The following is a 25,552-nucleotide window of genomic DNA, read 5'->3' on the forward strand; positions in this document are numbered from 1 at the left end:
GGGGGACCTTCGAGTGGACGGATCGCAGACCCATGACGCAGCCCAGAATTCGACCTGCCGATACGCACCCTGCCGCCATGCCATCCGCCGAGGATGCCGAGCGTGGCCGACCACTTTGGGCCTTGTTCGGTCTCCTTGTCGCAGTGTCCATCGCGGTGTTGATCATGACGCTGGGATTCAGCGCGGCGTGACCTGCGTCGTTTGAATTCTGCCCGTACCGGCAGGTAGCGTGATGGAAGTCACAAACGGGACTTCCAAGGAGTCGCATGCAGGTTCGAGCGAAATCCATACCCCCGACACCGGCGACCCTGCCGAGTCGGCACGACCGGCCCAGCAAGACCGTTCCGTGCGAACACGGAGTGGCACGTGAGCTGCTGTTGATCGGACTCGTTGTGGCGTTGGGCGTACTCGCGGCACTCGTGATTCTTCTGCCTGCCATGGTGACCGGCTGATCGACCCGGAAGCTGGGCATCAGGCCGCGTCAGGGCAGTATGGTGTCGTGAATTCCGACAACCCGACGAGCCGTCGACCTCGGGTGGTGAGACTCGCTTGCATGGCCTGTGCGCTCGTCCACCGACCCTCGGCTCGGAGATGGCACTCCCGTGTCCGATAGCCCGGTGTTGTTCACCGAACCGGGCGCGCGCTGGCGGGCGCTTCTGTGGGGTCCGGCGTTCTGCTCGATCGCACTGGTGGTGGAGTTGATGACCGGACCGGTGGTGCACTGGTTCGCGCTGGCGTTGTTCGCTCTGCTGCTCGTCGGATTCGCCTACGTTCAGATTTCGGCCGCGCGACGCCATGTCAGCGTCGAGCTCACGTCCTCGTACCTCCGGCAGGGGACGGAGACTGTCGACCTCGACGACATCGACGTGGTGCTGCCCCCTGCCGACTACTCGAACGGAGACTACGAGCCGAAGAAGTGGGAGACGGCCCGGGTGCTCGGCGAGCTGAGTGGTGTCCCGCGACGGCGTCACGGGATCGGTCTACGTCTGGTCGGCGGAGGGCTGGTCCAAGCGTGGGCGAAAGACGACGACGGCCTGCGAGAGGCCCTGGAAGAGGTTCTGGTGAGCAGGGCGTGAGGGGGATCGGGGAGGTGATCGGCGCGATTGCTCTGCTGGCAGTCGCCGTCGTGTGCTGGAACCTCGGAGTCACTGACAGCACCTTCGCGGCAGTCGCCGGCGGGCATCCGGAGTTCGTGTCCACCAGATACTCTGGATCGTGGATCACTGCGGCCACGTTCTGTGTACTCGTTGCCCTCTTGTTGTCGGTCGATGCGGTTCGACGGTCCGTTCGGCGGCGTTCCCATACCCGGTAGGGGTATCATTTCGAGTATGAGTAGCTATTCGCCCGAGCAGGACGATCTGTTGAAGAGATTGCGGCGCGTCGAAGGCCAAGTTGCGGGAATTTCGCGCATGGTCGCCGAGGACCGCTACTGCATCGACGTCCTCACCCAGGTATCCGCAGCAACGAAAGCGCTGCAGTCCGTTTCGCTCAAACTGCTCGACGCCCACCTCGCGGGCTGCGTCGTCGAGGCCGCCAAGAAGGGCGGGCCCGAGGCGGATGCCAAGGTGAAAGAGGCGTCCGACGCCATAGCGCGACTCGTCCGATCCTGACGTCTCGACCGACCACCGAAAGAAGGTTCAGAGCATGAAACGCAGTTTTGTCGTCGAGGGAATGACCTGCCAGCATTGCGCTGCTTCGGTATCGGAGGAGCTATCGGAAATCGGCGGTGTCGTCGGCGTCGAGGTCGACGTGGAATCGGGCCGAGTGATCGTCACCAGCGACACGAACATCGACGACGCCGCGGTGGCCTGTGCCATCGACGAGGCAGGCTACCGACTCGCGTCATGACGGGGGTACGGCGTTTGCTGACCGGTACCACTGTCCTGGTGTCGATCATGTGCCTCACGGTTTCCTGCTCGACTGGACCTGAGTCGGAAGGGGCCGAGCCCAGCCCCGCACCGCCGAGTCCGGTATCGTCCGGCGGCTCGCTTCCTGCCCTCGACGTCACGGTCGAAATGGACGGGCTCACCAAGCCGTGGGATGTGGTGTCCGCACCCGATGGGACGATCCTCACCGGCGAGCGCAGCGGACGTTTCGTGGTCCAGCGCGCGGATGGGACGGTGGGTGAGCTCGACGCCGATCTCGACGACCTCTACGCCCAAGGTGAGACCGGGCTCATGGGCATCGAACTGGCACAGGACTTCTCGTCGTCACGCGCGCTCTACACGTGCCAGGGCGTAGCAGGAGCCGACAATCGCATCGCTGTGTTCCGGTGGACCGTCGACGAGGACTGGACGACGCTCACGCGGGTGCGGACGATCGTCGACGACATTCCCGTAGCCGACGGCGGACGGCACGGTGGATGCCGCATCCTGGCCGCGCCCGACGATTCACTGTTCATCGGTACCGGGGACACTGCGAGTCCTTCGGTTCCGCAGGATCCGAACTCGCTCGGCGGCAAGGTATTGCACGTCGACGCCGACGGATCGGCGGCCGCGGATGCGCCAGGGCGGGTGTTCACGCTCGGACACCGGAACGTGCAGGCGTTGGCGTTCGCGCCGGGAACCTCGCGTTTGTACGCGGTCGAGCAGGGCACCACACGGGACGACGAACTCAATCTGCTGGTGGGCGGCGGCAATTACGGCTACAAGCCGGACCGGCGGCCGGGGACGTACGACGAATCGGTGCCGATGACCGATCCGGATCGGGTGCCGGGAGCGCGGGCAGCCGTCTGGAGTTCAGGAACGCCCACCATCGCGACGCCTGGGCTGACCTTCGTCGACGGGCCTGCCTGGGGTGAATGGTCCGGTGCCGCCGTCGTGTCCAGTCAGCAGGGCGAGAAGCTCGTTTTCTTGAAGTTGAACGAGGACGGTACCGAGGTCACGCAGCAGGCCGTCGCGCTGGAGAACGCGTACGGCCGGCTGCGTTCGCTGACCTCGTTGGACGACGGGTCGTTCCTGTTGACCACCGACAACGGATCGGACGATCGGGTACTCAGGGTGACTCCGACCGCGTGAGTGCTCGGTGTCAGGCCTTGCTGGGGTGAGCTGCTTCTTCCTCGTCGCTACCGGTCTGCGGGTGGCCGAGCATCGCCGCGCCGAGTAGCTGCTCGGGGACGCCGAAGCCCTCGACCAGTTCGAGCGCGTGTGGGCGAAGAGTCTTGCAGCGCTCGTTGATTCCGCGGGTCACTGCCTTGGACCGCTCGGTGGACAGGTAGCGGTGTTCGATGAACCACGCCTTGTCCTCCTCGATGACCGACAGCGCGTAGACGTCGCAGACTTGCTCGAGCAGGTCCTTGGCCGTCTCGTCTTCGCACGCCGAGATTCCGGCGACGAACGCCTCGAGAACGATGCGGTCGATGTGTGCGCTTGCGGCATGAAGAACGTGATCCTGGACCGAGTTGAACGCGTCGAACGCACTCATCTCCTTTGACTTGCTCTGCAGTCTGCGCGCGACAGTCGAGAGCAGGTAGTCCTCGCGGTCCTCGAACATCTTGACCTGGGTGCCGCGGTTGAACAGCGAGCCTTCCTCCTCGTTGTCCTGCCGGCTGTCGAGGATGGTCTGCATGATCGTCTGGGCCGCAGTCCGTTTGACGACGCGGTCACCGGCGAACTCGGCGGCGAACCGCACCCACTCGACAGGGCTCATGCTCTTGACGTCGTCGGCGTACGCGGTGAGGAGTTCCTTGGCGACGAGCTGCGTCAGCACGTGGTTGTCACCCTCGAAAGTGGTGAACACGTCGGTGTCGGCCTTGAGCGAGATGAGCCTGTTCTCGGCGAGATAGCCTGCGCCGCCGCATGCTTCGCGTGCCTCCTGGATCGCCCGGGTGGCGTGCCAGGTGTTCGCGGCCTTGAGGCCTGCCGCGCGGGACTCGAGTTCGCGCTGCTCCTCGGCGTCCGGGTTGTCGGCCGTCTGCAGTTCGTGGAGCTTGGCGACGAGCTCGTTCTGCGCGAACTGCAGCGCATACGACTTGGCGATGAGCGGGAACAGGCGACGCTGATGCACCAGGTAGTCCATGATCAGCACCTCCTCCTCGGACTTGGGTGCCGAGAACTGCCTGCGCTGCAACGCATATCGAGTCGCGATGTCGAGCGCGACTCTCGCTGCCGCCGCTGCGCTGCCGCCGACGGTCACGCGCCCACGGATGAGTGTGCCGAGCATCGTGAAGAACCGACGGCTCGAATTTTCGATGGGGGAGGAGTAGGTGCCGTCGGCCGCGACATCGGCGTACTTGTTCAGTAGGTTCTCGCGTGGGACCCGGACGTGGTCGAACATGATCCGACCGTTGTCGACGCCGGGCAATCCGCCCTTGTACTGGCAGTCCGAGGTGGTGACGCCGGGGAGATCGTCACCGTTCTCGTCGCGCAGCGGGACGAAGAAGCAGTGGACGCCGTGGCCTTCCGGCTCCTGGCCCGGGCCTGCGGTGATGAGCTGTGCGAATACCGCAGCCACGGTGGCTGTTTCGGCTGCTCCGCCGATGTAGTCCTTGCGCGAGGACGGCGTCGGTGAATGGATGACGAACTCACCGGACTCGGCGTCGTACGTCGCGGTGGTCTCGAGGGACTGCACGTCGCTGCCGTGGCCCGTCTCCGTCATCGCGAAGCAGCCGAGCAGATCCAGGTCGATGAGGCGTCGCACGTACTGTTCGTGATGACGCTCGGTACCGAGGTTTTCGATCGCGCCGCCGAACAAGCCCCACTGGACGCCGGCTTTGACCATCAGCGACAGGTCCGACATGGCGAGCATTTCGATCATCGTGACTGCGGCGCCGACGTCGCCGGTGCCGCCGTGTTCCTTCTTGAAGCCGTCGTCCGCAGCTCCGTGCTGCGCGAGCAGCTTGAGCTGCTCGAGCGCTTTGGTGCGCGCGATGACGGTGTTCGGGGTGTAGTGCGGACGGAATTCGTCACGAACAAGTTGAGCGCGCGCCTCGTTCTTCACATCGCGCCAGCGACCGTCCAACGTGTTCCGAATGTGTTCCGAAGTCGTAGTCATACTCGACGGTAACCTTTTCCGGTTTTCGGCGAGGAGAGACGGGTCACGAAGGCCAGAGATACTCTCGGCCGATGTGCCGCACGCGGGCCCAGAACTTGCTTCGGCCGTACGGCCCATCACGGAATATCGACGCGCCGTTGTCTTCCAGGGCGCGGGTGACGAGCGGGCTGTACCCGTCGAATTCTGCGATCAGGTGCTCCCGGAAGCCATCCGGCCAGGAGTACCGCGCTGGTTCATGTTGTGCCTCCATGCAGGCTAGTGTAATGCAGACGTAACATGCGTGTTACAAGGATGAGGGCGGTTATTGTGTCCGCATCGACACGACAGAGATCTCCTCAATCGACGCCCGGCACGTGTGGCATCCCTACGGCGGGTTCCCGTCGACGACTCGGCCGCTCGTGGTTGCCGGCGCCGACGGTGTCCGCCTGACACTCGCCGACGGCCGTGAACTCATCGACGGGATGAGCTCGTGGTGGGCAGCAGTGCACGGCTACCGGCATCCGGTGCTCGATGCCGCCGCGCACGATCAGCTGGGCAAGATGAGCCACGTCATGTTCGGCGGATTGACCCACGAACCGGCGGCCCGGCTCGCCGAATTGTTGGTTCGGATCACCCCTGAAGGTCTGGACAAGGTGTTCTTCGCGGACTCCGGTTCGGTGTCGGTAGAAGTTGCCGTGAAGATGTGTATCCAGTACTGGCGTGCTCGCGGACGGCCCGGCAAGCGCAGGCTGTTGACGTGGCGCGGCGGATACCACGGCGACACGTTCGCGCCGATGAGCATCTGCGATCCCGACGGCGGAATGCACTCGCTGTGGTCGGATGTGCTGAATCGGCAGATCTTCGCGCCCGCGCCACCGCGTGACTACGAGCCCGACTACGTGCACCTCTTCGAGGAAATTCTCGCCCGGCATCAGGACGAGGTCGCAGCCATCGTGGTCGAACCGATCGTGCAGGGCGCGGGTGGAATGCGGTTTCACGATTCGAGGTACCTGACCGAGCTGCGCCGAATGGCCGACGAGCACGACGTTCTTCTGGTGTTCGACGAGATCGCCACTGGTTTCGGACGCACCGGCGAGCTGTTCGCGGCGGACCACGCGGGTGTTGCACCCGATGTCATGTGCGTCGGCAAGGCGTTGACCGGCGGTTACATGACGCTTGCCGCCGCGCTGTGTACCTCGCACGTCGCCGAGACGATCAGTGCGGGCGAGGCGGGCGGTCTGATGCACGGGCCGACGTTCATGGGCAATCCGCTGGCGTGCGCGGTCGCCGTCGCAGCCGTCGAACTTCTTCTCGAGCGCGATTGGCGAGCCGAGGTGGCGGGCATCGAACAGGGCTTGCGCGACGGCTTGGCCGGAGTCGAGAAACTCGACGGCGTCGCCGACGTGCGTGTCCTCGGCGGCATCGGCGTCGTGGAGATGACCGAGCCCGTGGACATGCAACGAGCGACGGACGCAGCCGTGGCGGAAGGTGTGTGGCTGCGACCGTTCGGCCGTCTCGTCTATGCGATGCCGCCGTACATCTGCAGTGCGGACGAGATCGCGCGGATCTGTGCGGGGATGGGGGCTGTCGCGCGAACTTGAACACTGTTCAAGTAAGGTCGCTCGGGTGGCGACACTCGACTGGTTGACCGACGCGGCGAATCTGCGACTCGAGCGCGGTGTGCACCGTGATCTGCGCCCACGCACGCGTGCACAACCTTCGGTCATCGATCTCGCCTCCAACGACTACCTCGGGCTGTGTCGGCACCCCGAGGTCGTGGACGCCGCGTGCGCCGCGGTCCACGACTGGGGCGCAGGCGCAACGGGTTCACGGCTGGTGAGCGGTACCACTGCCCTGCACGAGCAGCTGGAATCCGAGTTGGCCACCTTCGTCGGCGCCGAGTCGGCTCTGGTGTTCTCCTCGGGCTACACCGCGAATCTCGGTGTGGTGGCCGCACTGTCGGGTCGGGGAACGCTGATCCTGTCCGATTCCGCGTCGCATGCATCTCTCGTCGACGCGTGTCGACTGTCCCGGGCACGAATCGAGGTGTACGACCGGCGAAATTTGGCCGCGGTGGAGCTGGCGTTGCGCACGCGAACCGAAGACCGCGCGCTCGTCGTCACCGATTCGGTGTTCAGTGCCGACGGAGATCTCGCGCCGCTCCGCGAACTGCATGCGCTGTGTCGCCGCCACTCGGCTGTTCTCCTCGTCGACGAAGCGCACGGGATCGGTGTCCGGGGCGACGGGGGCCGCGGGCTCGTTCACGAACTGGGCCTGCAGGGACTGCCCGACGTGATCGTCACCGCGACACTGTCGAAGTCGCTGGCATCGCAAGGGGGAGTTGTCCTCGGCCCAGCCGCAGTGCGTGCTCATCTGATCGACGTCGCACGACCCTTCATCTTCGACACCGGCCTCGCTCCGGCTGCGGTCGGCGCTGCCCGTGCCGCACTTGCGGTGCTCGTTCGTGAACCCGAACGCGCCGCCGCGGTGCGTGCGCGCGCCGCGCAGTTGGCCGAGATCGTAGACGCGGACGCACCCGAATCTGCCGTAGTCTCGGTGATTCTGGGAGACCCCGAGCGTGCCTACGATGCAGCGCGCGAAGCATATTCACGAGGCGTGCACGTCGGGTGCTTTCGGCCGCCGTCGGTTCCGGAAGGCACGTCGCGGCTGCGGCTGACGGCGCGGGCGAACCTGACCGAGAACGAGCTGGACGCGATCCGTACCGTTCTCGGTTCGGTCCTGGAGGGTGCTCGGGTATGACGGTTCTTATCGTGACCGGAACGTCGACCGACGTCGGGAAGACGATCGCGACAGCAGCGCTCGCGGTGACCGCGATGTATCTAGGTGCATCCGTCGCCGTCGTCAAGCCGGCGCAGACCGGAGTCGAGCCTGGCGAACCCGGAGATCTTGCCGAGGTTCGACGCTTGTCGGGCGTGGAACGCACGGTGGAGTCGGCCCGCTACCGGGACCCACTGGCCCCGGACGTCGCGGCGCGCCTGGCGTCGGCGCCGCTCCTCGAATTGGGATCCGTACTCACCGATATCCGATCGTTCGATACCGACGTCGTTCTCGTGGAAGGAGCAGGCGGGCTGCTCGTGCGCCTCGGCGCGAACGGATTCACCCTCCTCGACGTCGCGGCAGAGCTCGGTGCCCCGGTCGTCGTGGTGTGCAGCGCCGAACTGGGGACGCTGAACCACACGGCGCTGACGGTCGGTGCCCTCGATCGTGCCGGGGTGTTCTGTGCCGGGCTGATCGTCGGGGCGTGGCCGGCAGTGCCCGGCCTGGCCGAGCGGACCAACCTCGTCGAACTCCCCGCAGTCACGGGCCGACCGGTACTCGGATGCATCCCGGCCTCGGTCGGGACGATGAGCCGGCAGGGGTTCCGGGCAGCGGCTCCGAAGTGGTTCGACGCTACGACCCTGGCAGGCGCAATGGGGTTTGCTCGGCCCTCGGACGGGTAACCGATTATCTCGTCCGATAATTGGGGTGTGTAATGGATACAGCAGTATGGATCGTCATAGCCGTCGTCGTCGTTTTGCTCGTCGTGGCCATTGCGCTCGCGGTTTCGCGGAAGCAGCAAGCGGCCAAACGAGTAGAGGCCGACAGAATTCGCGAGAAGGCCGCAGAGCGAACGAACGAAGTCGAAGAGCGTCAAGCCCTCGCCGACGAGAGCGCCGCCAAAGCTCGACGCGCGCAAGCCGATGCCGAAGCCAAAGCCGCCGAGGCCCGCAGGCTGAACTTGCAGGCCGAAACGCGCATGGGCGATGCCGCCTCCTCCCGCGATGAGCTCGACGCCGAGTACGCGCGCGCCAACAAGATCGATCCCGACGTCAAGCGCAACGCGCAACCAGGCGGAGCAGGCGAGGCATCCGCGGAGAAGTTCGCGACGCCGAACGACGCCCGCACTGCGCCCGACACGCGCACTGCACACGACGCCCGCACTGCGCCCGACACACGCACTGCACACGACGCGCCCACTGCCCACGACGCGCGTCACGCTCAGGCCGATCAGGCGCACACCAACCCGGTGAAGCCGGGGGAGGTTACCGAGCGTCGCCTCCCGTAGCGCGATTGCGAGACTCCCGTCGGCATCGGGCCCTTTGACCAGGGCCGGTTGTCGGCGGTTTTTTCTGTTCGCAGGTTGGTACGAATGTAAAGAGCTGAAGATGTCGGCGATAGGGGATAACCTGACAATTCGGATACCGATCGGTACGTCAGGAGTGCGAGATGAGTTCCGATATGGAGAAGCTGCGCGTCGGAACCGCCGAGCGCGAGGCGACTGCGCAGCTGCTCGGAACAGCGATGGCCGACGGCAGACTGACGCTAGCCGAGTACGAGGAGCGGCTCGACGCAGTGTGGCTGTCGGCAACTAGGGGTGAGTTGGCCCGGGTAACCGACGACCTGCCTGCGTCACCCGTATTCGTAGCCCCCGAAGATTCCGAATCGAAGGTCCTCGCGAAGTCCAAGGACGCCGCGGAGTGGCGTGAGTACTTCGACGAGTGGCGTTGGTGGTTCGGTGGCGCCATCATCATGACCGGAATCTGGGGCTTTCAGTCCATTTCCGACGGTGAACTGACCGGATACTGGCCGATGTGGCCGCTCGGCGTCTGGGCGCTGGTTCTGGTCGCGATGATCGTCATGCCGGAGGACGAGGACGACAAGGCGAAGAAGGACAAAAAGCGCAAGAAGAGCTGATTATTACGCCCTGTAGTTGGCGAGATCGGCAAACCTGGGACACTGGGGTTCGTGACTGTATCCACCGGCGACGACGCCCCGATTTCGGCCCAGCTTTTCGAGCGCGCGAGCGCGGTCATTCCAGGCGGGGTGAACTCGCCGGTGCGTGCCTTCCACTCGGTCGGAGGTACGCCGCGCTTCATCACCGAGGCCAGCGGCTACACGATGATCGACGCCGACGGCCACAGCTACGTCGACCTGATCTCCTCGTGGGGTCCGATGATCCACGGACACGCGCATCCGGTCGTCGTGGACGCGGTGCAGAAGGCGGCGGCAACAGGCCTGTCGTTCGGCGCTCCGACCGAGCGTGAGATCGCGCTCGCCGAGGAAATCGTCGGTCGAGTAGGCCCGGTCGAGCAGGTTCGCCTTGTGAATTCGGGCACAGAGGCAACGATGAGCGCCGTACGCCTCGCGCGCGGTTTCACCGGTCGTACCAAGATCGTCAAGTTCTCCGGCTGCTATCACGGCCACGTCGACGCACTGCTCGCCGACGCGGGATCCGGACTCGCCACCCTCGGACTGCCCACGTCGCCGGGTGTCACGGGCGCACAGGCGTCGGACACCATCGTCGTTCCCTACAACGACCTCGACGCGGTCACCGCGGCATTCGCGGCGCACCCGGGCGAGATCGCCTGCATCATCACCGAGGCCGCCGCCGGGAACATGGGCGCGATCCCGCCCGTCCCGGGCTTCAACGAGGGACTTCGACGCCTGGCCACCGACAACGGTGCGCTGCTCATCATGGACGAGGTGATGACAGGCTTCCGTGTCAGCGCCGCAGGGTGGTACGGCATCGACGGCGTTGCCGGCGACCTCTACACGTTCGGCAAGGTCATGTCCGGCGGGTTGCCCGCAGCCGCGTTCGGCGGACGCGCCGACATCATGGCCTACCTGGCACCGGCCGGACCCGTCTACCAGGCGGGAACGTTGTCGGGTAACCCCGTCGCCGTCGCAGCGGGGCTCGCCAGTCTGCAGCTTGCGGACGCGTCCGTCTACGAGAAGCTGCAGAAGAACTCCGAGCGTCTCGGCGGACTGCTCGGTGACGCGTTGACCGAGGCTGGAGTTCGTCATCACGTGCAGTTCGCAGGCACTATGGTGAGCGTGTTCTTCTCCGACGGACCCGTCATCGACTACGCGGGCGCAAAGGCGGCCGAGACGTGGAGATACCCGGCGTTCTTCCACGGCCTGCTCTCGCGTGGCGTGTATCCGCCGCCCAGCGCGTTCGAGGCGTGGTTCGTGTCCGCGGCTCTCGACGACCGTGCTTTCGAGATCATCGCCGACGCACTTCCCGACGCCGCTCGTGCAGCGGCCCGAGCAGAAGCAGGAACCAAGTGAGCATCCCCGACTCCAGTGATCTCCACCCGCATCAGGCGACGCGGACGATCGTCCATGTGCTGCGGCACGGTGAGGTGCACAACCCGAAGGGCATTCTGTACGGACGCCTGCCGGGCTTCCGCCTCTCGGTGACCGGGCAAGCGCAGGCCACCGCCGTCGCGAATGCTCTTGCTGGACACGACATCACGCACGTCGTCTCGTCTCCACTTCAGCGTGCCCAGGAAACGGCAGGTCCGATCGCGAAAGCGCACGGCCTGCAGATCGCCGAGGACGAGAACCTCATCGAGGCGGGCAACGAGTTCGAGGGTCTGCGGGTAGCCGTCGGCGATGGCGCGCTCCGGCGTCCGCGTCACTGGTGGAAGTTGCGCGACCCGTTCACCCCGTCGTGGGGCGAGCCCTACCTGCAGATCGCGCACCGCATGCTGGCTGCAGTGAATGCTGCGCGCGTCGCAGCGGTCGGGCACGAGGCCGTCTGCGTCAGCCATCAGCTACCCGTGTGGACGCTGCGTCGGTTCCTTCAAGGCGAGCGCCTCTGGCATGATCCGCGGCATCGCCAGTGCGGCCTGGCATCGTTGACCTCGCTGGTCTACGAGGGCGACACCCTCGTCGACATCGTCTACTCCGAACCCGCCGGCGCCAGCGACCCCCGAGTCTCCGGGGCCTGATATACCGATGCGCACGTTTCTTCTGTCCGCAGCAGCTGCTCTGTCGGCGCTGACGCTCGTCTCCGGATGCGCGACGGGTACCGATGCAGTGGCAACCGGCGGAACGTTCGATTTCGTCTCACCGGGTGGCCAGACCGAGATCTTCTACGACCCGCCGTCCGAGCGCGGCACCCTCGGCGAGCTGTCCGGACCGGACTTGATGGAAGAGGGCAAGACCACGTCGCTGTCCGACTACCAGGGCCAGGTGGTCGTGCTGAACGTCTGGGGCCAGTGGTGCGGACCGTGTCGCGGCGAAGCCGACGATCTGGAGGAGGTCTTCGTCAACACTCAGGATCTCGGCGTCCAGTTCCTCGGCATCAACGTGCGCGACGCTGCCCAGGACAAGGCGCAGGACTTCGTGATCGACAACAAGGTGACGTACCCGTCGATCTACGACCCGCCCATGCGCACGCTCACCGCGCTCGGCGGCATCCCCACGTCGGTCGTCCCGACGACCATCGTTCTCGACAAGCAACACCGCGTCGCAGCGGTGTTCCTGCGTGAACTCCTCACCGAGGACCTGCAACCCGTCGTCGAACGGATAGCGGGCGAGGAGCCCGATCAGCAGTGAGCCACCAGTTGTATGCGGCAGGTATAGGCGAGACGTTCCAGACGACGGCTGCGACGGGTCCGCTGATTCTTGCGTTCGGCGTCTGCATCCTCGCCGGGCTCGTCTCGTTCGCGTCGCCGTGCGTCGTCCCGCTCGTGCCCGGCTATCTGTCGTACCTGGCCGGCGTCGTCGGCGCCGACGCTCCAGCAGTGACGGCGTCCGAAGCGGCGACGACGAAGGTCAGGGCATCCGCCAGGCTGCGGGTCGCGGGTGCAGCCGGACTGTTCGTTCTGGGCTTCACCGTCGTGTTCGTGCTGGCCACCGCGACCGTGTTCGGTGCGATTTCGGCCCTGTCGGTCAACCGTGAACTGCTGATGCGCATCGGCGGAGTCATCACCATCGCAATGGGATTGGTGTTCATCGGACTCGTTCCGGCGCTGCAGCGCGACGTTCGGTTCGAGCCTCGACGGGTGAGCAGTCTGCTCGGTGCGCCGCTGCTCGGCGGCGTGTTCGCGCTCGGATGGACCCCGTGCCTCGGCCCGACACTCGCCAGCGTCATCTCGCTCGCGGCGGGCACCGAGGGCGCGACGGCAGCGCGCGGTGTCGCGCTGATCATCGCGTACTGCCTCGGCCTCGGGCTTCCGTTCGTGATCCTCGCGTTCGGTTCGGTGAGTGCCCTACGCGGAGTCGGCTGGCTCCGCACCCATGCACGACAGATACAGGTGTTCGGCGGAATCATGTTGATAGCAGTAGGAATTGCACTCGTCACGGGTGCCTGGGACGTGTTCGTGAGCTGGATCCGCGATGCCTTCGTATCCGATGTGGTGCTCCCGATATGAGTGGCGATATGACGGATCTCGATACCCGACCTTCCGCTGTCCCACCGCGACAGTCCGGCCTCGGGCGCGGCGTCGCCCTGGTGCGGAATACGTGGCGGTCGCTCACGAGTATGCGAACCGCGCTGGTGCTGCTGTTCCTCCTGGCGTTCGCTGCGATTCCCGGGGCGTTGGTACCGCAGCGAAGTCTCAACTCCGGCAAGGTCGACGAATACATCGCGGCCCGGCCGACCCTCGGACCGCTGATGGACAAGCTCGAGCTGTTCGACGTCTTCTCCAGTTTCTGGTTCACCGCGATCTACGCTCTCCTGTTCGTCTCACTCATCGGCTGCATCGTGCCGAGGTGTATCGAGCACGGGAAAGCGCTGCGCACCAAGCCTGTTCCGACGCCTCGCAACCTCGCGAGGCTCCCGCACCACCGTGAGTACACCGTCGACGACACCGCCGAGGAGACCGCGGCCAAGGTGAAGTCACAGCTGCGCGGCTGGAGGGTGGCAGTTCGCGGTTCGGGTGAGGAAGTGACGCTCTCGGCCGAGAAGGGATACTTCCGCGAGTTCGGCAACCTCGTCTTCCATCTTTCGCTCGTCGGGCTGCTCGCCGCGATCGCGCTGGGCAAACTCCTCGGCTACGAGGGCAACGTCATCGTCATCGCGAACGACGGACCCGGTATCTGCAGTACGACTCCGGCGATCTACGACAGCTTCCGTGCCGGTCAGCTGGTCGACGGCACCGGCTTGGAACCGCTGTGTATTCGAGTCAAGGACTTCAAGGCCGACTACCTCGAGAACGGCCAGGCCGAGATGTTCACCTCGAACATCGAATATCAGGCCGAGGACGATCTGGCGAACAACGTCTGGCGAGAGGACGTCCTTCAGGTCAACCACCCACTACGAGTGGCAGGGGACAGGGTCTACCTGCAGGGGCATGGCTACGCGCCGACCTTCACGGTCACGTTCCCGAACGGTGAGACCCGCACCGAGACCGTCCAGTGGCAGCCGACCGACGCCACCACCTTTCTGTCCAGCGGCGTGCTGCGGATCGACCCACCCGGTGGTCTCTACCCGGAGGCGACGGAACGTAGACAGAACCAGATCGCGATCGAAGGGCTGTTCGCGCCGACGGCGTCCTTCCACGGCAACCTGCTGTCGTCGAGCTACCCGGCGATGACCGATCCAGCCGTCGCGATCGATATCTATCGCGGTGACACCGGCCTCGACACCGGATACCCACAGTCGTTGTTCTCCTTGAACCAGGAGATGATCAACCAGGGCAGACTCGTCAAACAGGACCGTGTCAACCTGATGCCGGGGGAGAGTTCGACGCTGTCCGACGGCACCAACGTCCGATTCGACGGTGCCGAGGAGTTCGTCAACCTGCAGGTCTCGCACGACCCGGCTCAGACGTGGGTGCTGGTGTTCGCGCTGACGATGATGGGTGGACTGCTGGTGTCCCTGGTGATCAAGCGTCGCCGAGTGTGGGTCCGACTGCGCACCGATTCGGACACACGACGTACTGTAGTAGAACTCGGTGGTCTCGCTCGGACCGATCAGGCGGGCTGGGGCGAAGAATTCGACAGACTCTGCGAACGACTGATCGGCGATGTGAAGACAGTGGACACGAAAGATCAGGAGAACTGACCGATGCCGATCAACGAGACTCTCTCGCAGTACAGCGACTGGTCGTTCGAATCCGCGTTCACCATCTACGTACTCGCATTCGTACTGCTCATTGCGCAGTACGCATCGGCGAAGGCGACGGCGGTACAGGCCAAGGAGCTTGTCGGGAGCGGTGCGCCCGTCTCGGACAAGAACGTCCCGGGACGTGTGGTGGAGACCCCCAAGCGACCGCTGTCGGAGCGGTTGTCGGGGATGGGTTTCGCGCTGCTGATCCTCGCTCTCGTGCTGCACGTGGCATCGGTCGTACTCCGCGGTTTCGCGACGCACCGGTTCCCGCTCGGCAACATGTACGAGTTCGTGACCATGGCAACGGCGGCCGCAACGCTGACTTCGATTGTGCTGCTTCGCAAGCGCTCGATGCGCCCGATGCTGGTGTTCGTTCTGGCGCCGATCATCGTGCTGATGTTCCTCGCGGCAACCAAGCTCTACGCCGATGCCGCGCCCGTCGTGCCTGCGCTCCGCTCGTACTGGCTACCGATCCACGTCACCATCGTCAGCGTCGGCAGTGGCATCCTGCTGGTTTCCGGCGTCGCCAGCCTGCTGTTCCTGCTGCGGATCAAGCAGCCTGTAGGCGAGGAGAGCCGAGGCTTCTGGGGACGGTTCGCATCCAAGCTTCCCGACGCCCAAGCGCTGGACCGTCTCGCGTACAAGACGACGATCATCGCGTTTCCGTTGTTCGGTGCAGGGGTTATCCTCGGTGCAATCTGGGCCGAGGCCGCGTGGGGTCGCTTCTGGGGATGGGATCCCAAGGAGACGATGTCGTTCATCACGTGGATCATCTACGCGGCCTACCTGCATGCGCGTGCCACGTCGGGGTGGCGTAACACCCGTGCGGCCTGGATCAACATCGGCGGCTTCACGGCGATGCTGTTCAACCTGTTCATCATCAACATGGTCGTTTCCGGCTTGCACTCCTACGCGGGACTCAACTAGCGCTGGTAACGTCCGCGTCGACCGGCTGGGGAGGCCGGGAGATGGGGGAATCGGTCGTGGCCGAATGGCAGATGAGTTCGTGGCAGTCGGTGACTCCGGCCGAGCCTGGGGAGGACGCCGAAAAGGACCGGAAGCCGGCTGTCGTCACGAGAAGCGCTGGAGATGACCCTGCGAGCCCAGTGGGGCCTGTCACGGCGGGGTCTCCTGTTGCCCCCACACCGGAGCCACCCCCAGCAGCGTTTCGCTCGACCCCCGTTCCGATGCCTCCCGAAGCAGCCGTGCCCACCTCGCGGCCCCAGGAACCTGAACCCGGGCTGCAGGGCACGTTGCCGCCTGTTGCGTCCGCGTCCGCTCTCGATCTCACCAACGCTCTGCTCGTCAAGCATGTAGCGCCGCCCCCGGCGTTCGGATGGCGTCGGTGGATTCACACGATGACCGGCCGTCGGGTAAATCTGGGGAACAGTACGCGCGACGAACAGTTGGTGCGACTGACTCGGCAAGTGGATCGGCATCTAGTCGGCTGCTACCGCGTGTCGGTGCTCAGCCTCAAGGGCGGTGTCGGAAAGACGACGACGACGGCAACGCTCGGCTCGACGTTCGCGCGGATCCGAGGGGACCGCGTGATAGCAGTCGATGCAAATCCGGATCGCGGCACGCTGAGCCAGAAGGTGCCGCTGGAGACGCCGGCGACTGTGCGAAACATGCTGCGCGACATCGACGGTCTGAAGCGCTACAGCGACGTCCGCGCATATACGTCGCAAAATGCCTTCAGGCTCGAGGTGTTGGCGTCGGACACAGATCCTGCGGTCTCCGAGGCGTTCAGCGGCCAGGACTACGACAAGGCTGTCGAGTTGCTGGAGAAGTTCTACAGCATCGTGCTGACGGATTGTGGAACCGGGTTGATGCACTCGGCGATGAGCAGCATCCTCGAAGGCTCCGATGCGTTGGTCGTCGTCAGCTCCAGTGCGGTCGACGGTGCCCGCAGCGCGTCGGCGACGTTGGACTGGCTCGATGCGCACGGACACAGCGACTTGGTTCGATCGTCGGTGGCCGTCGTCAATGCCGTGAGGCCGCGAGCGGGGAAAGTTGATCTCGCCAAGGTGGTCGAGCATTTCGAGCAGCGATGCCGTCAGGTCGTGTTGATCCCGTTCGATCCGCACCTCGAAGAGGGTGCGGAGGTCGATCTGAACAAACTGAAACGGCGGACCCGTGTTGCGCTCTTGGAACTCGCGGCGGCCGTCGCGTCGGGATTCCCCAGCAACCGACCCGAGGACGTCATGCGCGCGGGCCCGGACAGCTGAAGCCCGATCGCCGATGCATTGTCGGACGAGAACAGCCCGCCTCGTGAGACGGGCTGTTCTCTCTTTCTCGACACCTTTACTCGGCTGAATCCTGCTTGCCGGTTTCGTGTCCCTCGGTACCCGAGCGACGGGCGTCTCGATTCATCCGCCACAGAAATTCTGGATCGTCGTCCGGGCCCTTGATTGGTCCGGCCGGTGCCTGCACAGTCGGACCGAAAGCCTTCCAGAACAGCACGATCACTACCACCAAACCGATCAACGCCAAAAGATAGATCACGACGCACCTCCTCTTCCCAGGGTAGCCGCGTCAGGGTGCGGTGTGCACCCCAATGCGGTTTGCAAGTTCCTGAGAATTCGGCACGTGGTTCGGTGGTTTTCCTGCAGGTCGAGAGTTTCTTGCTAGCGGTGTGCGGCCTCGGTCGTCAACGACGAGAGAAGCTGCATGACCTCGGCTTCACGGAACCGGCGATGGCCACCTGGTGTGCGAAGCGAGCCGAGACGGCCGGCGTGCGCCCATCGGGTCACCGTCTTCGGATCGACATGAAAGAGCGCCGCTACCTGCCCGGGTGTGAGCAGTGAATCCTGAGCCTTGTGCAGTGTTGGTGCGCTCATCTTGGTCGTGTCCTCCTGCATGCTGTGTCCGGCGGGCGGCGGCCCTTTCCCTGTACATCCTCGACCTGGTCAGGTCGAGAAATCTGGTGCCACTACGCCGGACCGTGGATGGAGCAAATTCGTGTTCGACCACCATGGTGGCACTCGAACCCCTAGGTACTCGACTGATCTAAGGTTGGTAAAGGGGAGGTAATGGACAAATCGGATAAGTCAGGCCGCCCGAAACGGGCGAATTTCGCTCGACGTCCCGAGTTGTCGAGGCCGCGACGGCGAGCCCTTCCGGCGCGGTAACCTGGGGTTCGTGAACGAACGCAACACGCCGCCCGTGCCCACCGCAACCAAGGGGCAGCTGTTCCGGGACGTTGCCCTGTACAGCGGCGCCCGACTGTTGCTCGTGGTCGTTATCGCTGCCGTCATCGTCGGAGTAGGTCTGCTGGTCGGAGTCGAGATTCCGGTTCTGGTTGCAGCGGTGTTCGCGGTACTCATCTCGTTGCCGCTGTCGCTCGTGCTGTTCAAGTCGCTGCGGATCCGCGTCAACGAGTCGATCGCAGGCGTCGACGAGGGGCGTCGTCAGGCCCGAGCGGACCTGCAGGCGAAGCTGCGCGGCGAAGACGGCCGGTAATGACCTCGATCGTCGATCATTCAGCCTCTCGAGTGTGGGTCGACAACGCGGTCCGGCTCATCGACGCCGATGCTCAGCGGTCGGCCGACACGCATCTCCTGCGGTATCCGTTGCCGTCGGCATGGAACGTCCAGCTCTACCTCAAGGACGAATCGACCCACATCACCGGCAGTCTCAAGCATCGGCTAGCCAGATCGCTGTTCCTCTACGCAATCTGCAATGGCTGGGTCACCGAGAACACCACCGTCATCGAGGCTTCCTCCGGTTCGACCGCGGTCAGTGAGGCCTACTTCGCAGGACTGCTCGGCCTCCGCTTCGTCGCCGTCATGCCTCGAAGCACCAGCCCGACCAAGATTGCGCTCATTGAATCCCATGGCGGCAGCTGCCATTTCGTCGACGATCCTGCCGCGATGTACACCGAGGCTCATCGACTCGCGGCCGAACCCGACTGCCACTACATGGACCAGTTCACCCACGCGGAGCGGGCCACGGACTGGCGCGGCAACAACAACATCGCGGAGTCGATTTTCCATCAGCTCACGAAAGAAGAGTCTCCGATTCCCACCTGGGTTGTCGTCGGCGCAGGCACCGGGGGTACCAGCGCAACGATCGGTCGCTACATCCGATATCGCCGTCACGCAACGCGATTGGCAGTTGTCGATCCGGAGAACTCCGCATTCATCGGTGGCTACGAGACCGGCCGCGCTGACTTCTCCACTGGAAAGCCGTCTCGCATCGAAGGAATCGGCAGACCCATCGTCGAGCCGTCGTTCGTCGGACAGGTGATCGATCGCATGATTGCTGTTCCTGATGCCGCATCGGTTGCTGCGGCCCGGCATGCATCCGATGTTCTCGGTCGACGTGTCGGCGGGTCGACCGGTACGAACATCTGGGGCGCGTTCGGTCTGATCGCCGAGATGATAGCCGCGGGGCAGAGTGGCAGCGTTGTGACGGTGTTGTGCGACGGAGGCGAGCGCTACGCGGGGACGTACTTCAACGACGAGTGGGTGGCTGGTCAGGGTATGGATCTGGTCGGCCCCGCAGAGAAGCTACGGGAGTTCACTCGGACCGGGGAGTTCCCGGTCTGAAAGGGGTCTGGCTCTGGGGTTCGGATTCGGTCCGGACGCGACGCGCGTACTGGTCCGGGCGCGGGGAGGGGTGGGTCAGTGGCGGGTGAGCACGAGTGACGCCGCTGCTGTTGCGCCGGCTGCGACACTGACCGCAGGCCAGGCTCCGATCTTCTTTGCCAACGGGTGCGAGACGCCGAACCCGACGAGGTAGGTGCCGAGCAATGCGCCTGCGACCTTCGGGCCGGAGGACGCCTTCCACGACGCCGTGCATGCGACGCCGACAGCGGCCAGCACCGCGCCACCCAGTTGGCGATTCTTGCTCCTTTGCGCGACGGCGAATCCGCCCAGCAGCCCACCCGCCGCGAGGGCCGAGGTTGCCAATGCGGTGCTGTTGATCGTGTTCGAAGCCATGGGCTACAGCGTAGTTACCTCTTCTCGGGGTGCGGGTCTGGCGGTCTTTTTCTGGCGGTCGGTCAGAAGGGTGGGGGTTCGTTTCGTTCGCGGAGTTGTTCGCGGAGTTTTTGGATGTGTTTGTGTTGTCGGAATTGTCTGCGGATGATGCGGATTCGGGTGCGGGCGGTGTCGGTTGCGGCGGTGTTGAGGTCGGCGAGGGTCGGTGGGGTGGTGTTGGGGGGCATGTTGGTTTCCCACCAGGTGGCGGTGGTGATGTCGGGGTCGGGGGTTGGGTTTTTTCGGGCTCGTTTTCGGGTGCATGGGGGTGTGGGGCAGCCCAGGTGGGGGAGGGTGATCGAGCGTAGGCCGGCGTGGCTGGTCCACAGGATCGCACCGCCGGCGAGCATGGCGACGGTGAAGGTTTTGGCGGTTTTGAGTTGGTGGTGTCCGGTGCAGACGGGGTGGAGGTTTTCTTCGATGCTCCAGCCGCCGTGGTGGGGGTCGGTGTGGTTGTAGGGGACGATGTGGTCGAGTTGGCAGCGGGTGGAGGGGATGTCGCAGCCGGGGTGGGTGCAGGTGCTGTAGGTCATGCGGATGCGGGCGGCGAGTTCGCTGCTGGGTCGGTAGGTCAGTGCTCCTGGTGGTGGTCCGCCGTGTCCGCCGTGTCCGTCGGGGTGCAGGCCGGTGGCGAGGGCGGGGTTGTCTCTGATCGCGGCGAGGAGTGCGGTGATCAGTTGTGCGCGTGCGTATTCCTCACCGGGGGCGGAGCCGGTTCCGGTGTGATGTCTGCTGTTGGTGTGGGTTTTGTTGTTGTGGGGTCGGTGTGGTGGGACGGTGCCTGCGGGTCGTATTCGGCCGCGGAAGAGTAGTCGCCATAACCGGGCGCCGCGGGTGGACGACCCACGCGACGCATCCGGTTCGGGTGCAGGGTCGGGATTCTCGGGTGCCGGTCGTGTATTGGTTTCGTTGTCGGAGTGCGTCTTTCGGGCAGGATCGGTGTTCGGACCGCCACGCCCGTCCGGAGCGCTGTCGTCAGAACCCCCATCGTCGGGACCACCGTCAGAACCCTCATCGTCGGGACCACCGTCGGGACCGCCGTCGTCCGGGCCGCCACTGTCGTCGTCTGGTTCGTCGGTGTCATCCGAGCCGCCATCGTCCGGGCCGCGATCGCTACTGCTGTCTGTGTCGTCTGGGCTGTCCGCCAGATCGTCGCTCGTGCCAGCGGATCCGGCTTCGTCGTCGCCGTCGGTCTTACTGCTTGTCTCGGTGTCTCGTGCTGTGTGTGCTCGTCGTGCGGTCTGGAAGGCCTCGGATTGCGTCAGCTCCACCAGCAGGCCCTGCCATGTGCTGTCCTCGGCAAGCATCCGCGCCAACTCCGGATCCAGCGGTGTCCCATCAGCGAGAACTGCGGGAGTTCGACTCAGCCCCAGCAGTGTTTCCACTTCGATCAAGATCTGTATCAGATGTCCCCGCCGACCGTCCGCGAGATCAGCGACCCCGAACTGCGGGCACCCTTGACCCCGGTCACAGCGGCATTGCAGAGCGTGCTCGCCGTGGAGCAATGCCAGTAGTGCATCGACGCGTAGTTCCCGCGCCGACCGTGGATCCTGAGCGCAGACCGATCCGACCAGTTCTTCGATCAACGCTTCGGCTTCGGCGCCCTCGACATCGGTCATGGTGACCTTCAACTGCGAGGACCCGTCCCCTTCCTGTGTGAGGGACATGCCGCGTTGTCCTTTCACCGACGCCGACCGCACCGTCGATGCTTCCTGCGGGTCGAGCTCCATCCACAGCTGCCACAGCATCAGCCGCAGGCTCCGCGGACCGACTGACTCCGCGAGCGCAAGCGCCTCGAATTCGAGGGCCTCGATGGTGGCATCGGAGGCTTTACCGAGTACCGATGCGATCGCTGTCACCCGTGCCCAGTCGAGGACCCCGCAGACCATCCGCAGCGCCGTGAGCGGCAACCTGTTGAGCGTCAATCCGACATCGACGAGTGGGCGCGCGACCCGCTGGGAGACTCCCAACGCGACTGCTACTTCGCAGACCACCGATCGCATCACCGTCAAGGGATCCCCGTCGCAGTCCTCGGCGTCGGCGAACCGGATTTCGGCGATCTCGCATGCTGTTTCCACGACCTGCGCGCGGGCGCGGTTCTCCCTCGACCGGCAGCGTGCGGCGTACACCGACAATCCCGCCACACACGCATCACTGACAGCCGCCGCAGCAGCCCAATCCGCTGCTGCCGCGGTGTTGTGGCTGGTGGTGGTACCTGCCGCATTCCTTGTATCGAACATACGTTCGAGACTATCTGGCCCCACCGACAGCATTCCGGCGTCGACGCCCCGGGATTGAAGTGCGGTGCGTATTGCGGGACCCGTCTACATGCAGGCTGCGAAAGGGCGAGTCTCCGCGAATGCGTGGGGATGGGCTATGTCAGTCCACACGGCAGGATTCTTACCCTGGTTGCCCGAAAGCCCGGCGAACCCTCAGTGCGCGGGCGAGATGATCGCGTTGCTCGATGACCAACCTGCGCAACGCGGCCGGCGCCCATTCGTGCGCGGACAGCCAGGCATCGGCTGCATCCGTCGACTCCTGCTGAGGAAAGAGGCCGACGACGAGCCGTCGTGCGATCTCGATGCTGCGCGTGGACCACAGTTCTGCGATGGCGTCGAAATAGAGGTCGTCGTACTGGGCGAGCAGGTCTCGCCGTCCACCTGCTCGCAGTCCGGTTACGGTGGCGTCGACCGCGTCGTTGGACAGTTCGGTCGACTCAATCAGATCGGACCACGCTCGGGCCTTTGCTTCCGCGGTCGGCTGTGCTGCGACCGCGGCTCGGTGCGAATTCAGTCCGGAAGCCGTTTTGTCGTTGTGCAATTCGGCATCCAGAGATGCCCTGGAAGTGTGGCCGAGGGCGCTCAGCGAACGAATCAGCATCCACCGTTGCTCTGGATCCAGTTCGAGGCCTTCAATGGGCAGGGTGCCGTCGACAAGTCGTTCGATCTGCCCGGCGCGGGCGTCCGACGCCTGGGATGCGGCCGCGACTGCTCGTAGCCACACGATCTGTCCATCGCTGCCGGGGTCGGACGTCTCGAGTTGGCTCCAGCAGGTGGAAATCCATGTCTGCGGAGCGGTGTCGGGATCGTCGAGATAGTGGTCGATCGCATACTGAACGTTGGCAACGACAGCGCTGGCAACACCCACCTTCGTCTCGGAACCCGCGAACTTCGATGCGATCTCGACGTAGGTAGTGGGGTCCAGGTCGGCGTCGCGGGTGGAGTTCCACAGAGCCGACCAGATCAAGCCGCGCGCGAGAGGATCCGCGACGCGATCGAGTGACGATTCGATCGTTGCGAGCGAGGAGGCGTCGAACCGTATTTTCGCGTAGGTCAGGTCGTCGTCGTTGAGGAGAGTCAGTGCGGTGCTGGGCAATTCGATCGGCGTGCTCGCCGCGCTGATGTCGATCTCGCGACGGTGGACGCGAACCAAGTTGCCTTCTGAATCCTCGTCGTACAGGCCGACCGCGAGCCGGTGTGGTCGTGGGTCGGTCTGTTCGATTGCCGAGCCGGTGCATGACAGCGTCGACACCCCGGTCGTCTGCAGCCACGCTGCGGCCCAGTCGTCGAGATTGCGACCGGATGCCGCCGATGCATGGATGAGTAGATCTGCGAGCGTCGTATTACCGTAGGCGAATTCGGCGAAGTACCTGCGCGAGGCTTCGAAGAACGCGTCCTCTCCGACATACGCCGCGAGCTGTTTGAGCACGCTCGCGCCCTTGGCGTAGGTGATGCCGTCGAAGTTCAATTTCGCGGCTTCGAGATCAGGGATGTCGGCGACGATCGGATGTGTCGTCGGGAGTTGATCCTGCAGGTAGGCCCACGCTTTGCGGCGATTCGCGAAGCTCACCCATGCGTCGGTGAATCGCGTCGCATGCGCAGACACGAAGGCGCCCATGAAGTCGGCGAACGATTCCTTCAGCCATAGATCATCCCACCACTCCATCGTGACGAGGTCACCGAACCACATGTGGGCCATTTCGTGAAGAATCGTATTGGCGCGCTGCTCGTACTGTGCTTCCGTTGCAGCCGAACGGAATACGTAGGACTCGGTGAACGTGACGAGTCCCGGGTTCTCCATCGCTCCCAGGTTGTACTCGGGTACGAAGATCTGGTCGTACTTGCCGAAGGGGTAGGGAAAGCCGAATTTGTCGTGGTAGAAATCGAGCCCCTGCTTGGTGATCTCGAAGATGTCCTCGGGGTCGAAGTACTCCGCGAGCGAGGATCGGCACAGTGCCGCCAACGGGACGGTCAATGTGCCCCTGGACCAGGTTGATTCCGCCCGGTGGTACGGGCCTGCGGCGACTGCGGTGATGTACGTCGAGATCGGGAGCGTCGGCTCGAAGGTGACCGTCTGGCCGGAACGGTTGCCGCTTCGGTTCGACAAGACTTCCCAGCGCTCGGGTGCCGTGACCTGAAAAGTGAACGGAGCCTTGATGTCCGGTTGTTCGAAGTTCGCGAACACCCGTCTCGCATCGGCGGGCTCGTACTGGGTGTAGAGGTACACCTCGTCGTCGACCGGGTCGACGAAGCGGTGCAGACCCTCCCCGGACCTGCTGTACCTGCCGAGGGCATCGACGACGACGGTGTTGTGGCGGCCCAGTCCGACGAGTTGAATCCGGGAGCCGTCGTGGTCGACGGGGACAGGCGTGCCGTCGATAGTTACCGACAGAACCTCCGGGCCGATGAAGTCGAGCCACGTCGCTTCGGTGCTGGCGTCGAACGTGATGGTTGTTCGTGTGCCGAAGCTGTCTCGCTGGGCATCGGCTGCGCTCCGCAGGTCCAACTCGACGCGATAGGCGACGTTGGAGATGTGCCGTGATCGACGTCGGGTCTCGGTCCGGGAGAGGTTCGCGGTGTTCACGACTTCCAGGGTATGCGGCGTCACCGGTTCGCACCGGCGCGTCAATCAAGGTTGACGAAACTGGTTTGTCAACGTACGTTGACGTTTCATGACGGAAGCAACGACACTCGCGGCCGCAGCAGGTAGCCCGGATCCGAAGGAGGGCCTTCGGGCCGTCCTCGCGCTCCGCCGGTTACTCGAGCGGCTGGAGGCGATTCAGGTGCGCAACGCGCGACGGCAGGGGTGGTCATGGCAAGCGATCGCCGACTCGCTCGAAGTGAGCAAGCAAGCCGTGCACAAGAAGCACAACGGAAACTAGGAGAGCGAAAAATGTTCGAGAAGTTCACCAGTGATGCGCGTGAGGCCGTCATCGCAGCCCAGAGGGAAGCGCGACACCTGAAGGCAACGCGAATCGAACCTGTTCATGTTTTTCTGGGTGTCATCGCATCCGCGAAACCTGGGCTCCGCGGCGTGTTGGACGGTGAGGGGTACACCTCCGAGTCGGTGAGATCGAAGCTGTCCGACGGGATTGCGCTGGGTGATGGTGATTCGAAGGCGCTGGAATCGATTGGCATCGACCTCGATGCGGTCCGCGCGAGCCTCGAGGCCACGTTCGGTGAAGGTGCCCTCGACCGACCTGCCGATGAGAAGAAGGGGTGGCTGCGTCGAAAGTCGGGGCACATCGCTTTCGCGCCCAACGCGAAGAAGGTATTGGAGCTGGCGTTGCGTGAGGCCATCGCGCACAAGGATTCGGAAATCCGCTGTGAGCACCTGCTGCTCGGCCTGATTCGAGGCGCTGACGACGGCTTCCTCGACATCGTGCGTCAGCCTGATCGGCTGCGTGAGCGGATCGAATCCCTGGTCCCCTAGTGGGGGGGGGGGGGGGGGGGGGGGGGGGGGGGGGGGGGGGGGGGGG

The 25,552-nt window shown here is 64.6% G+C and carries 30 protein-coding genes; 23 read left to right on the forward strand and 7 right to left on the reverse strand.

The window, feature by feature from the left end:
- Nucleotides 1-32 precede the first annotated feature (32 nt).
- From ACODSO_RS05840 to ACODSO_RS05870, 7 genes are all read left to right on the forward strand, one after another.
- The gene (locus ACODSO_RS05840) at nucleotides 33-191 is read left to right on the forward strand and encodes a hypothetical protein (protein ID WP_197480976.1); all 159 of its coding nucleotides are present in this window, start codon (nucleotides 33-35) and stop codon (nucleotides 189-191) included.
- Nucleotides 192-266: 75 nt separating this feature from the next.
- Nucleotides 267-452, forward strand: coding sequence for a hypothetical protein (locus ACODSO_RS05845; protein ID WP_068380156.1), 186 nt, complete (start codon nucleotides 267-269; stop codon nucleotides 450-452).
- Between the two features lie 150 nt (nucleotides 453-602).
- The gene (locus ACODSO_RS05850) at nucleotides 603-1,076 is read left to right on the forward strand and encodes a hypothetical protein (RefSeq protein ID WP_068380175.1); all 474 of its coding nucleotides are present in this window, start codon (nucleotides 603-605) and stop codon (nucleotides 1,074-1,076) included.
- The gene (locus ACODSO_RS05855; protein ID WP_068380159.1) at nucleotides 1,073-1,312 is read left to right on the forward strand and encodes a hypothetical protein; all 240 of its coding nucleotides are present in this window, start codon (nucleotides 1,073-1,075) and stop codon (nucleotides 1,310-1,312) included. Before ACODSO_RS05850 ends, ACODSO_RS05855 begins: the two co-directional genes overlap by 4 nt.
- Nucleotides 1,313-1,328: 16 nt before the next feature.
- On the forward strand, nucleotides 1,329-1,610 hold the full coding sequence (locus tag ACODSO_RS05860) for a metal-sensitive transcriptional regulator (RefSeq protein WP_068380163.1): 282 nt from the start codon (nucleotides 1,329-1,331) through the stop codon (nucleotides 1,608-1,610).
- A gap of 34 nt (nucleotides 1,611-1,644) precedes the next feature.
- On the forward strand, nucleotides 1,645-1,848 hold the full coding sequence (locus ACODSO_RS05865; RefSeq protein ID WP_068380168.1) for a heavy-metal-associated domain-containing protein: 204 nt from the start codon (nucleotides 1,645-1,647) through the stop codon (nucleotides 1,846-1,848).
- 47 nt (nucleotides 1,849-1,895) lie between these two features.
- Nucleotides 1,896-3,017 (forward strand): PQQ-dependent sugar dehydrogenase, encoded by a 1,122-nt coding sequence (locus ACODSO_RS05870; protein ID WP_489035760.1) that lies wholly within the window; start codon nucleotides 1,896-1,898, stop codon nucleotides 3,015-3,017.
- A 10-nt stretch (nucleotides 3,018-3,027) separates the two neighbouring features.
- Here ACODSO_RS05870 and ACODSO_RS05875 read toward each other — a convergent pair whose 3' ends face one another.
- Together ACODSO_RS05875 and ACODSO_RS05880 are read right to left on the reverse strand one after the other, a co-directional pair.
- A complete protein-coding gene (locus ACODSO_RS05875) occupies nucleotides 3,028-4,992 on the reverse strand; it encodes an acyl-CoA dehydrogenase family protein (protein ID WP_068380177.1) in 1,965 nt (654 codons plus the stop codon).
- 43 nt (nucleotides 4,993-5,035) lie between these two features.
- Complete coding sequence (locus ACODSO_RS05880) at nucleotides 5,036-5,242, reverse strand: inositol 2-dehydrogenase (protein WP_068380180.1); 207 nt, start codon at nucleotides 5,240-5,242, stop codon at nucleotides 5,036-5,038.
- Nucleotides 5,243-5,306: 64 nt separating this feature from the next.
- Between ACODSO_RS05880 and ACODSO_RS05885 the strand changes: the two genes are divergently transcribed.
- From ACODSO_RS05885 to ACODSO_RS05940, 12 genes are all read left to right on the forward strand, one after another.
- Nucleotides 5,307-6,572 carry an adenosylmethionine--8-amino-7-oxononanoate transaminase gene (locus ACODSO_RS05885; protein WP_068380183.1) on the forward strand — a complete coding sequence of 422 codons (1,266 nt, stop codon included), beginning with the start codon at nucleotides 5,307-5,309 and terminating at the stop codon, nucleotides 6,570-6,572.
- A gap of 25 nt (nucleotides 6,573-6,597) precedes the next feature.
- Nucleotides 6,598-7,731, forward strand: a complete 1,134-nt coding sequence (locus ACODSO_RS05890; protein WP_068380186.1) for an 8-amino-7-oxononanoate synthase — start codon at nucleotides 6,598-6,600, stop codon at nucleotides 7,729-7,731.
- A complete protein-coding gene (gene bioD / locus ACODSO_RS05895) occupies nucleotides 7,728-8,432 on the forward strand; it encodes a dethiobiotin synthase (RefSeq protein WP_068380189.1) in 705 nt (234 codons plus the stop codon). Before ACODSO_RS05890 ends, bioD begins: the two co-directional genes overlap by 4 nt.
- Before the next feature lie 32 nt (nucleotides 8,433-8,464).
- Nucleotides 8,465-9,037, forward strand: coding sequence for a hypothetical protein (locus tag ACODSO_RS05900; RefSeq protein ID WP_489035738.1), 573 nt, complete (start codon nucleotides 8,465-8,467; stop codon nucleotides 9,035-9,037).
- 161 nt (nucleotides 9,038-9,198) lie between these two features.
- Nucleotides 9,199-9,666 (forward strand): DUF1707 SHOCT-like domain-containing protein, encoded by a 468-nt coding sequence (locus ACODSO_RS05905; RefSeq protein ID WP_068380240.1) that lies wholly within the window; start codon nucleotides 9,199-9,201, stop codon nucleotides 9,664-9,666.
- Nucleotides 9,667-9,717: 51 nt separating this feature from the next.
- The gene (gene hemL / locus ACODSO_RS05910; RefSeq protein WP_068380243.1) at nucleotides 9,718-11,040 is read left to right on the forward strand and encodes a glutamate-1-semialdehyde 2,1-aminomutase; all 1,323 of its coding nucleotides are present in this window, start codon (nucleotides 9,718-9,720) and stop codon (nucleotides 11,038-11,040) included.
- 2 nt (nucleotides 11,041-11,042) lie between these two features.
- On the forward strand, nucleotides 11,043-11,705 hold the full coding sequence (locus ACODSO_RS05915) for a histidine phosphatase family protein (RefSeq protein WP_442971416.1): 663 nt from the start codon (nucleotides 11,043-11,045) through the stop codon (nucleotides 11,703-11,705).
- A gap of 7 nt (nucleotides 11,706-11,712) precedes the next feature.
- Complete coding sequence (locus ACODSO_RS05920) at nucleotides 11,713-12,315, forward strand: TlpA disulfide reductase family protein (protein ID WP_489035739.1); 603 nt, start codon at nucleotides 11,713-11,715, stop codon at nucleotides 12,313-12,315.
- Nucleotides 12,312-13,133, forward strand: a complete 822-nt coding sequence (locus ACODSO_RS05925) for a cytochrome c biogenesis CcdA family protein (RefSeq protein WP_068380249.1) — start codon at nucleotides 12,312-12,314, stop codon at nucleotides 13,131-13,133. The genes ACODSO_RS05920 and ACODSO_RS05925 overlap by 4 nt, the downstream gene beginning before the upstream one ends.
- Before the next feature lie 8 nt (nucleotides 13,134-13,141).
- Nucleotides 13,142-14,767: a cytochrome c biogenesis protein ResB gene (resB, locus tag ACODSO_RS05930; RefSeq protein WP_489035741.1), complete on the forward strand. Its 1,626-nt coding sequence runs from the start codon at nucleotides 13,142-13,144 to the stop codon at nucleotides 14,765-14,767.
- A gap of 3 nt (nucleotides 14,768-14,770) precedes the next feature.
- Nucleotides 14,771-15,739, forward strand: coding sequence for a c-type cytochrome biogenesis protein CcsB (gene ccsB, locus ACODSO_RS05935; protein WP_068380252.1), 969 nt, complete (start codon nucleotides 14,771-14,773; stop codon nucleotides 15,737-15,739).
- A gap of 260 nt (nucleotides 15,740-15,999) precedes the next feature.
- The gene (locus ACODSO_RS05940) at nucleotides 16,000-17,040 is read left to right on the forward strand and encodes a MinD/ParA family ATP-binding protein (protein ID WP_068380253.1); all 1,041 of its coding nucleotides are present in this window, start codon (nucleotides 16,000-16,002) and stop codon (nucleotides 17,038-17,040) included.
- A gap of 76 nt (nucleotides 17,041-17,116) precedes the next feature.
- Here ACODSO_RS05940 and ACODSO_RS05945 read toward each other — a convergent pair whose 3' ends face one another.
- Together ACODSO_RS05945 and ACODSO_RS05950 are read right to left on the reverse strand one after the other, a co-directional pair.
- Nucleotides 17,117-17,317: a hypothetical protein gene (locus ACODSO_RS05945; RefSeq protein ID WP_068380254.1), complete on the reverse strand. Its 201-nt coding sequence runs from the start codon at nucleotides 17,315-17,317 to the stop codon at nucleotides 17,117-17,119.
- 122 nt (nucleotides 17,318-17,439) lie between these two features.
- Nucleotides 17,440-17,652: a BldC family transcriptional regulator gene (locus tag ACODSO_RS05950; protein WP_068380265.1), complete on the reverse strand. Its 213-nt coding sequence runs from the start codon at nucleotides 17,650-17,652 to the stop codon at nucleotides 17,440-17,442.
- A gap of 301 nt (nucleotides 17,653-17,953) precedes the next feature.
- Between ACODSO_RS05950 and ACODSO_RS05955 the strand changes: the two genes are divergently transcribed.
- Both ACODSO_RS05955 and cds1 read left to right on the forward strand, forming a co-directional pair.
- Nucleotides 17,954-18,274, forward strand: coding sequence for a DUF4229 domain-containing protein (locus ACODSO_RS05955; RefSeq protein WP_068380256.1), 321 nt, complete (start codon nucleotides 17,954-17,956; stop codon nucleotides 18,272-18,274).
- On the forward strand, nucleotides 18,274-19,362 hold the full coding sequence (gene cds1 / locus ACODSO_RS05960) for an L-cysteine desulfhydrase Cds1 (RefSeq protein WP_068380260.1): 1,089 nt from the start codon (nucleotides 18,274-18,276) through the stop codon (nucleotides 19,360-19,362). Before ACODSO_RS05955 ends, cds1 begins: the two co-directional genes overlap by 1 nt.
- Nucleotides 19,363-19,437: 75 nt before the next feature.
- Here the strand turns inward: cds1 and ACODSO_RS05965 are convergent, their stop codons facing one another.
- From ACODSO_RS05965 to pepN, 3 genes are all read right to left on the reverse strand, one after another.
- Nucleotides 19,438-19,755 (reverse strand): hypothetical protein, encoded by a 318-nt coding sequence (locus tag ACODSO_RS05965; RefSeq protein ID WP_489035743.1) that lies wholly within the window; start codon nucleotides 19,753-19,755, stop codon nucleotides 19,438-19,440.
- Between the two features lie 62 nt (nucleotides 19,756-19,817).
- Nucleotides 19,818-22,034, reverse strand: coding sequence for an HNH endonuclease signature motif containing protein (locus ACODSO_RS05970; protein ID WP_489035744.1), 2,217 nt, complete (start codon nucleotides 22,032-22,034; stop codon nucleotides 19,818-19,820).
- Nucleotides 22,035-22,194: 160 nt separating this feature from the next.
- On the reverse strand, nucleotides 22,195-24,657 hold the full coding sequence (pepN, locus tag ACODSO_RS05975; protein WP_489035746.1) for an aminopeptidase N: 2,463 nt from the start codon (nucleotides 24,655-24,657) through the stop codon (nucleotides 22,195-22,197).
- An 88-nt stretch (nucleotides 24,658-24,745) separates the two neighbouring features.
- Here pepN and ACODSO_RS05980 point away from each other — a divergent pair, with 88 nt between their 5' ends.
- Nucleotides 24,746-24,955, forward strand: coding sequence for a hypothetical protein (locus tag ACODSO_RS05980; protein ID WP_068376555.1), 210 nt, complete (start codon nucleotides 24,746-24,748; stop codon nucleotides 24,953-24,955).
- Between the two features lie 11 nt (nucleotides 24,956-24,966).
- Nucleotides 24,967-25,506, forward strand: a complete 540-nt coding sequence (locus tag ACODSO_RS05985) for a Clp protease N-terminal domain-containing protein (RefSeq protein ID WP_068376563.1) — start codon at nucleotides 24,967-24,969, stop codon at nucleotides 25,504-25,506.
- Nucleotides 25,507-25,552 lie beyond the last annotated feature (46 nt).

The sequence above is a fragment of the Rhodococcus sp. FG69 genome, from assembly GCF_057808915.1.

Coding starts and splice junctions, on each gene's coding strand:
- ACODSO_RS05870 (WP_489035760.1), top strand. CDS start 1,896: ATGTGCCTCACGGTTTCCTGCTCGACTGGACCTGAGTCGGAAGGGGCC.
- ACODSO_RS05865 (WP_068380168.1), top strand. CDS start 1,645: ATGAAACGCAGTTTTGTCGTCGAGGGAATGACCTGCCAGCATTGCGCT.
- ACODSO_RS05985 (WP_068376563.1), top strand. CDS start 24,967: ATGTTCGAGAAGTTCACCAGTGATGCGCGTGAGGCCGTCATCGCAGCC.
- ACODSO_RS05950 (WP_068380265.1), bottom strand. CDS start 17,652: ATGAGCGCACCAACACTGCACAAGGCTCAGGATTCACTGCTCACACCC.
- ACODSO_RS05970 (WP_489035744.1), bottom strand. CDS start 22,034: ATGTTCGATACAAGGAATGCGGCAGGTACCACCACCAGCCACAACACC.
- ACODSO_RS05860 (WP_068380163.1), top strand. CDS start 1,329: ATGAGTAGCTATTCGCCCGAGCAGGACGATCTGTTGAAGAGATTGCGG.
- ACODSO_RS05845 (WP_068380156.1), top strand. CDS start 267: ATGCAGGTTCGAGCGAAATCCATACCCCCGACACCGGCGACCCTGCCG.
- ACODSO_RS05905 (WP_068380240.1), top strand. CDS start 9,199: ATGAGTTCCGATATGGAGAAGCTGCGCGTCGGAACCGCCGAGCGCGAG.
- ACODSO_RS05965 (WP_489035743.1), bottom strand. CDS start 19,755: ATGGCTTCGAACACGATCAACAGCACCGCATTGGCAACCTCGGCCCTC.
- ACODSO_RS05920 (WP_489035739.1), top strand. CDS start 11,713: ATGCGCACGTTTCTTCTGTCCGCAGCAGCTGCTCTGTCGGCGCTGACG.
- ACODSO_RS05940 (WP_068380253.1), top strand. CDS start 16,000: ATGCCTCCCGAAGCAGCCGTGCCCACCTCGCGGCCCCAGGAACCTGAA.
- ACODSO_RS05840 (WP_197480976.1), top strand. CDS start 33: ATGACGCAGCCCAGAATTCGACCTGCCGATACGCACCCTGCCGCCATG.
- ACODSO_RS05980 (WP_068376555.1), top strand. CDS start 24,746: ATGACGGAAGCAACGACACTCGCGGCCGCAGCAGGTAGCCCGGATCCG.
- ccsB (WP_068380252.1), top strand. CDS start 14,771: ATGCCGATCAACGAGACTCTCTCGCAGTACAGCGACTGGTCGTTCGAA.
- ACODSO_RS05900 (WP_489035738.1), top strand. CDS start 8,465: ATGGATACAGCAGTATGGATCGTCATAGCCGTCGTCGTCGTTTTGCTC.
- cds1 (WP_068380260.1), top strand. CDS start 18,274: ATGACCTCGATCGTCGATCATTCAGCCTCTCGAGTGTGGGTCGACAAC.
- bioD (WP_068380189.1), top strand. CDS start 7,728: ATGACGGTTCTTATCGTGACCGGAACGTCGACCGACGTCGGGAAGACG.
- ACODSO_RS05875 (WP_068380177.1), bottom strand. CDS start 4,992: ATGACTACGACTTCGGAACACATTCGGAACACGTTGGACGGTCGCTGG.
- ACODSO_RS05880 (WP_068380180.1), bottom strand. CDS start 5,242: ATGGAGGCACAACATGAACCAGCGCGGTACTCCTGGCCGGATGGCTTC.
- resB (WP_489035741.1), top strand. CDS start 13,142: ATGACGGATCTCGATACCCGACCTTCCGCTGTCCCACCGCGACAGTCC.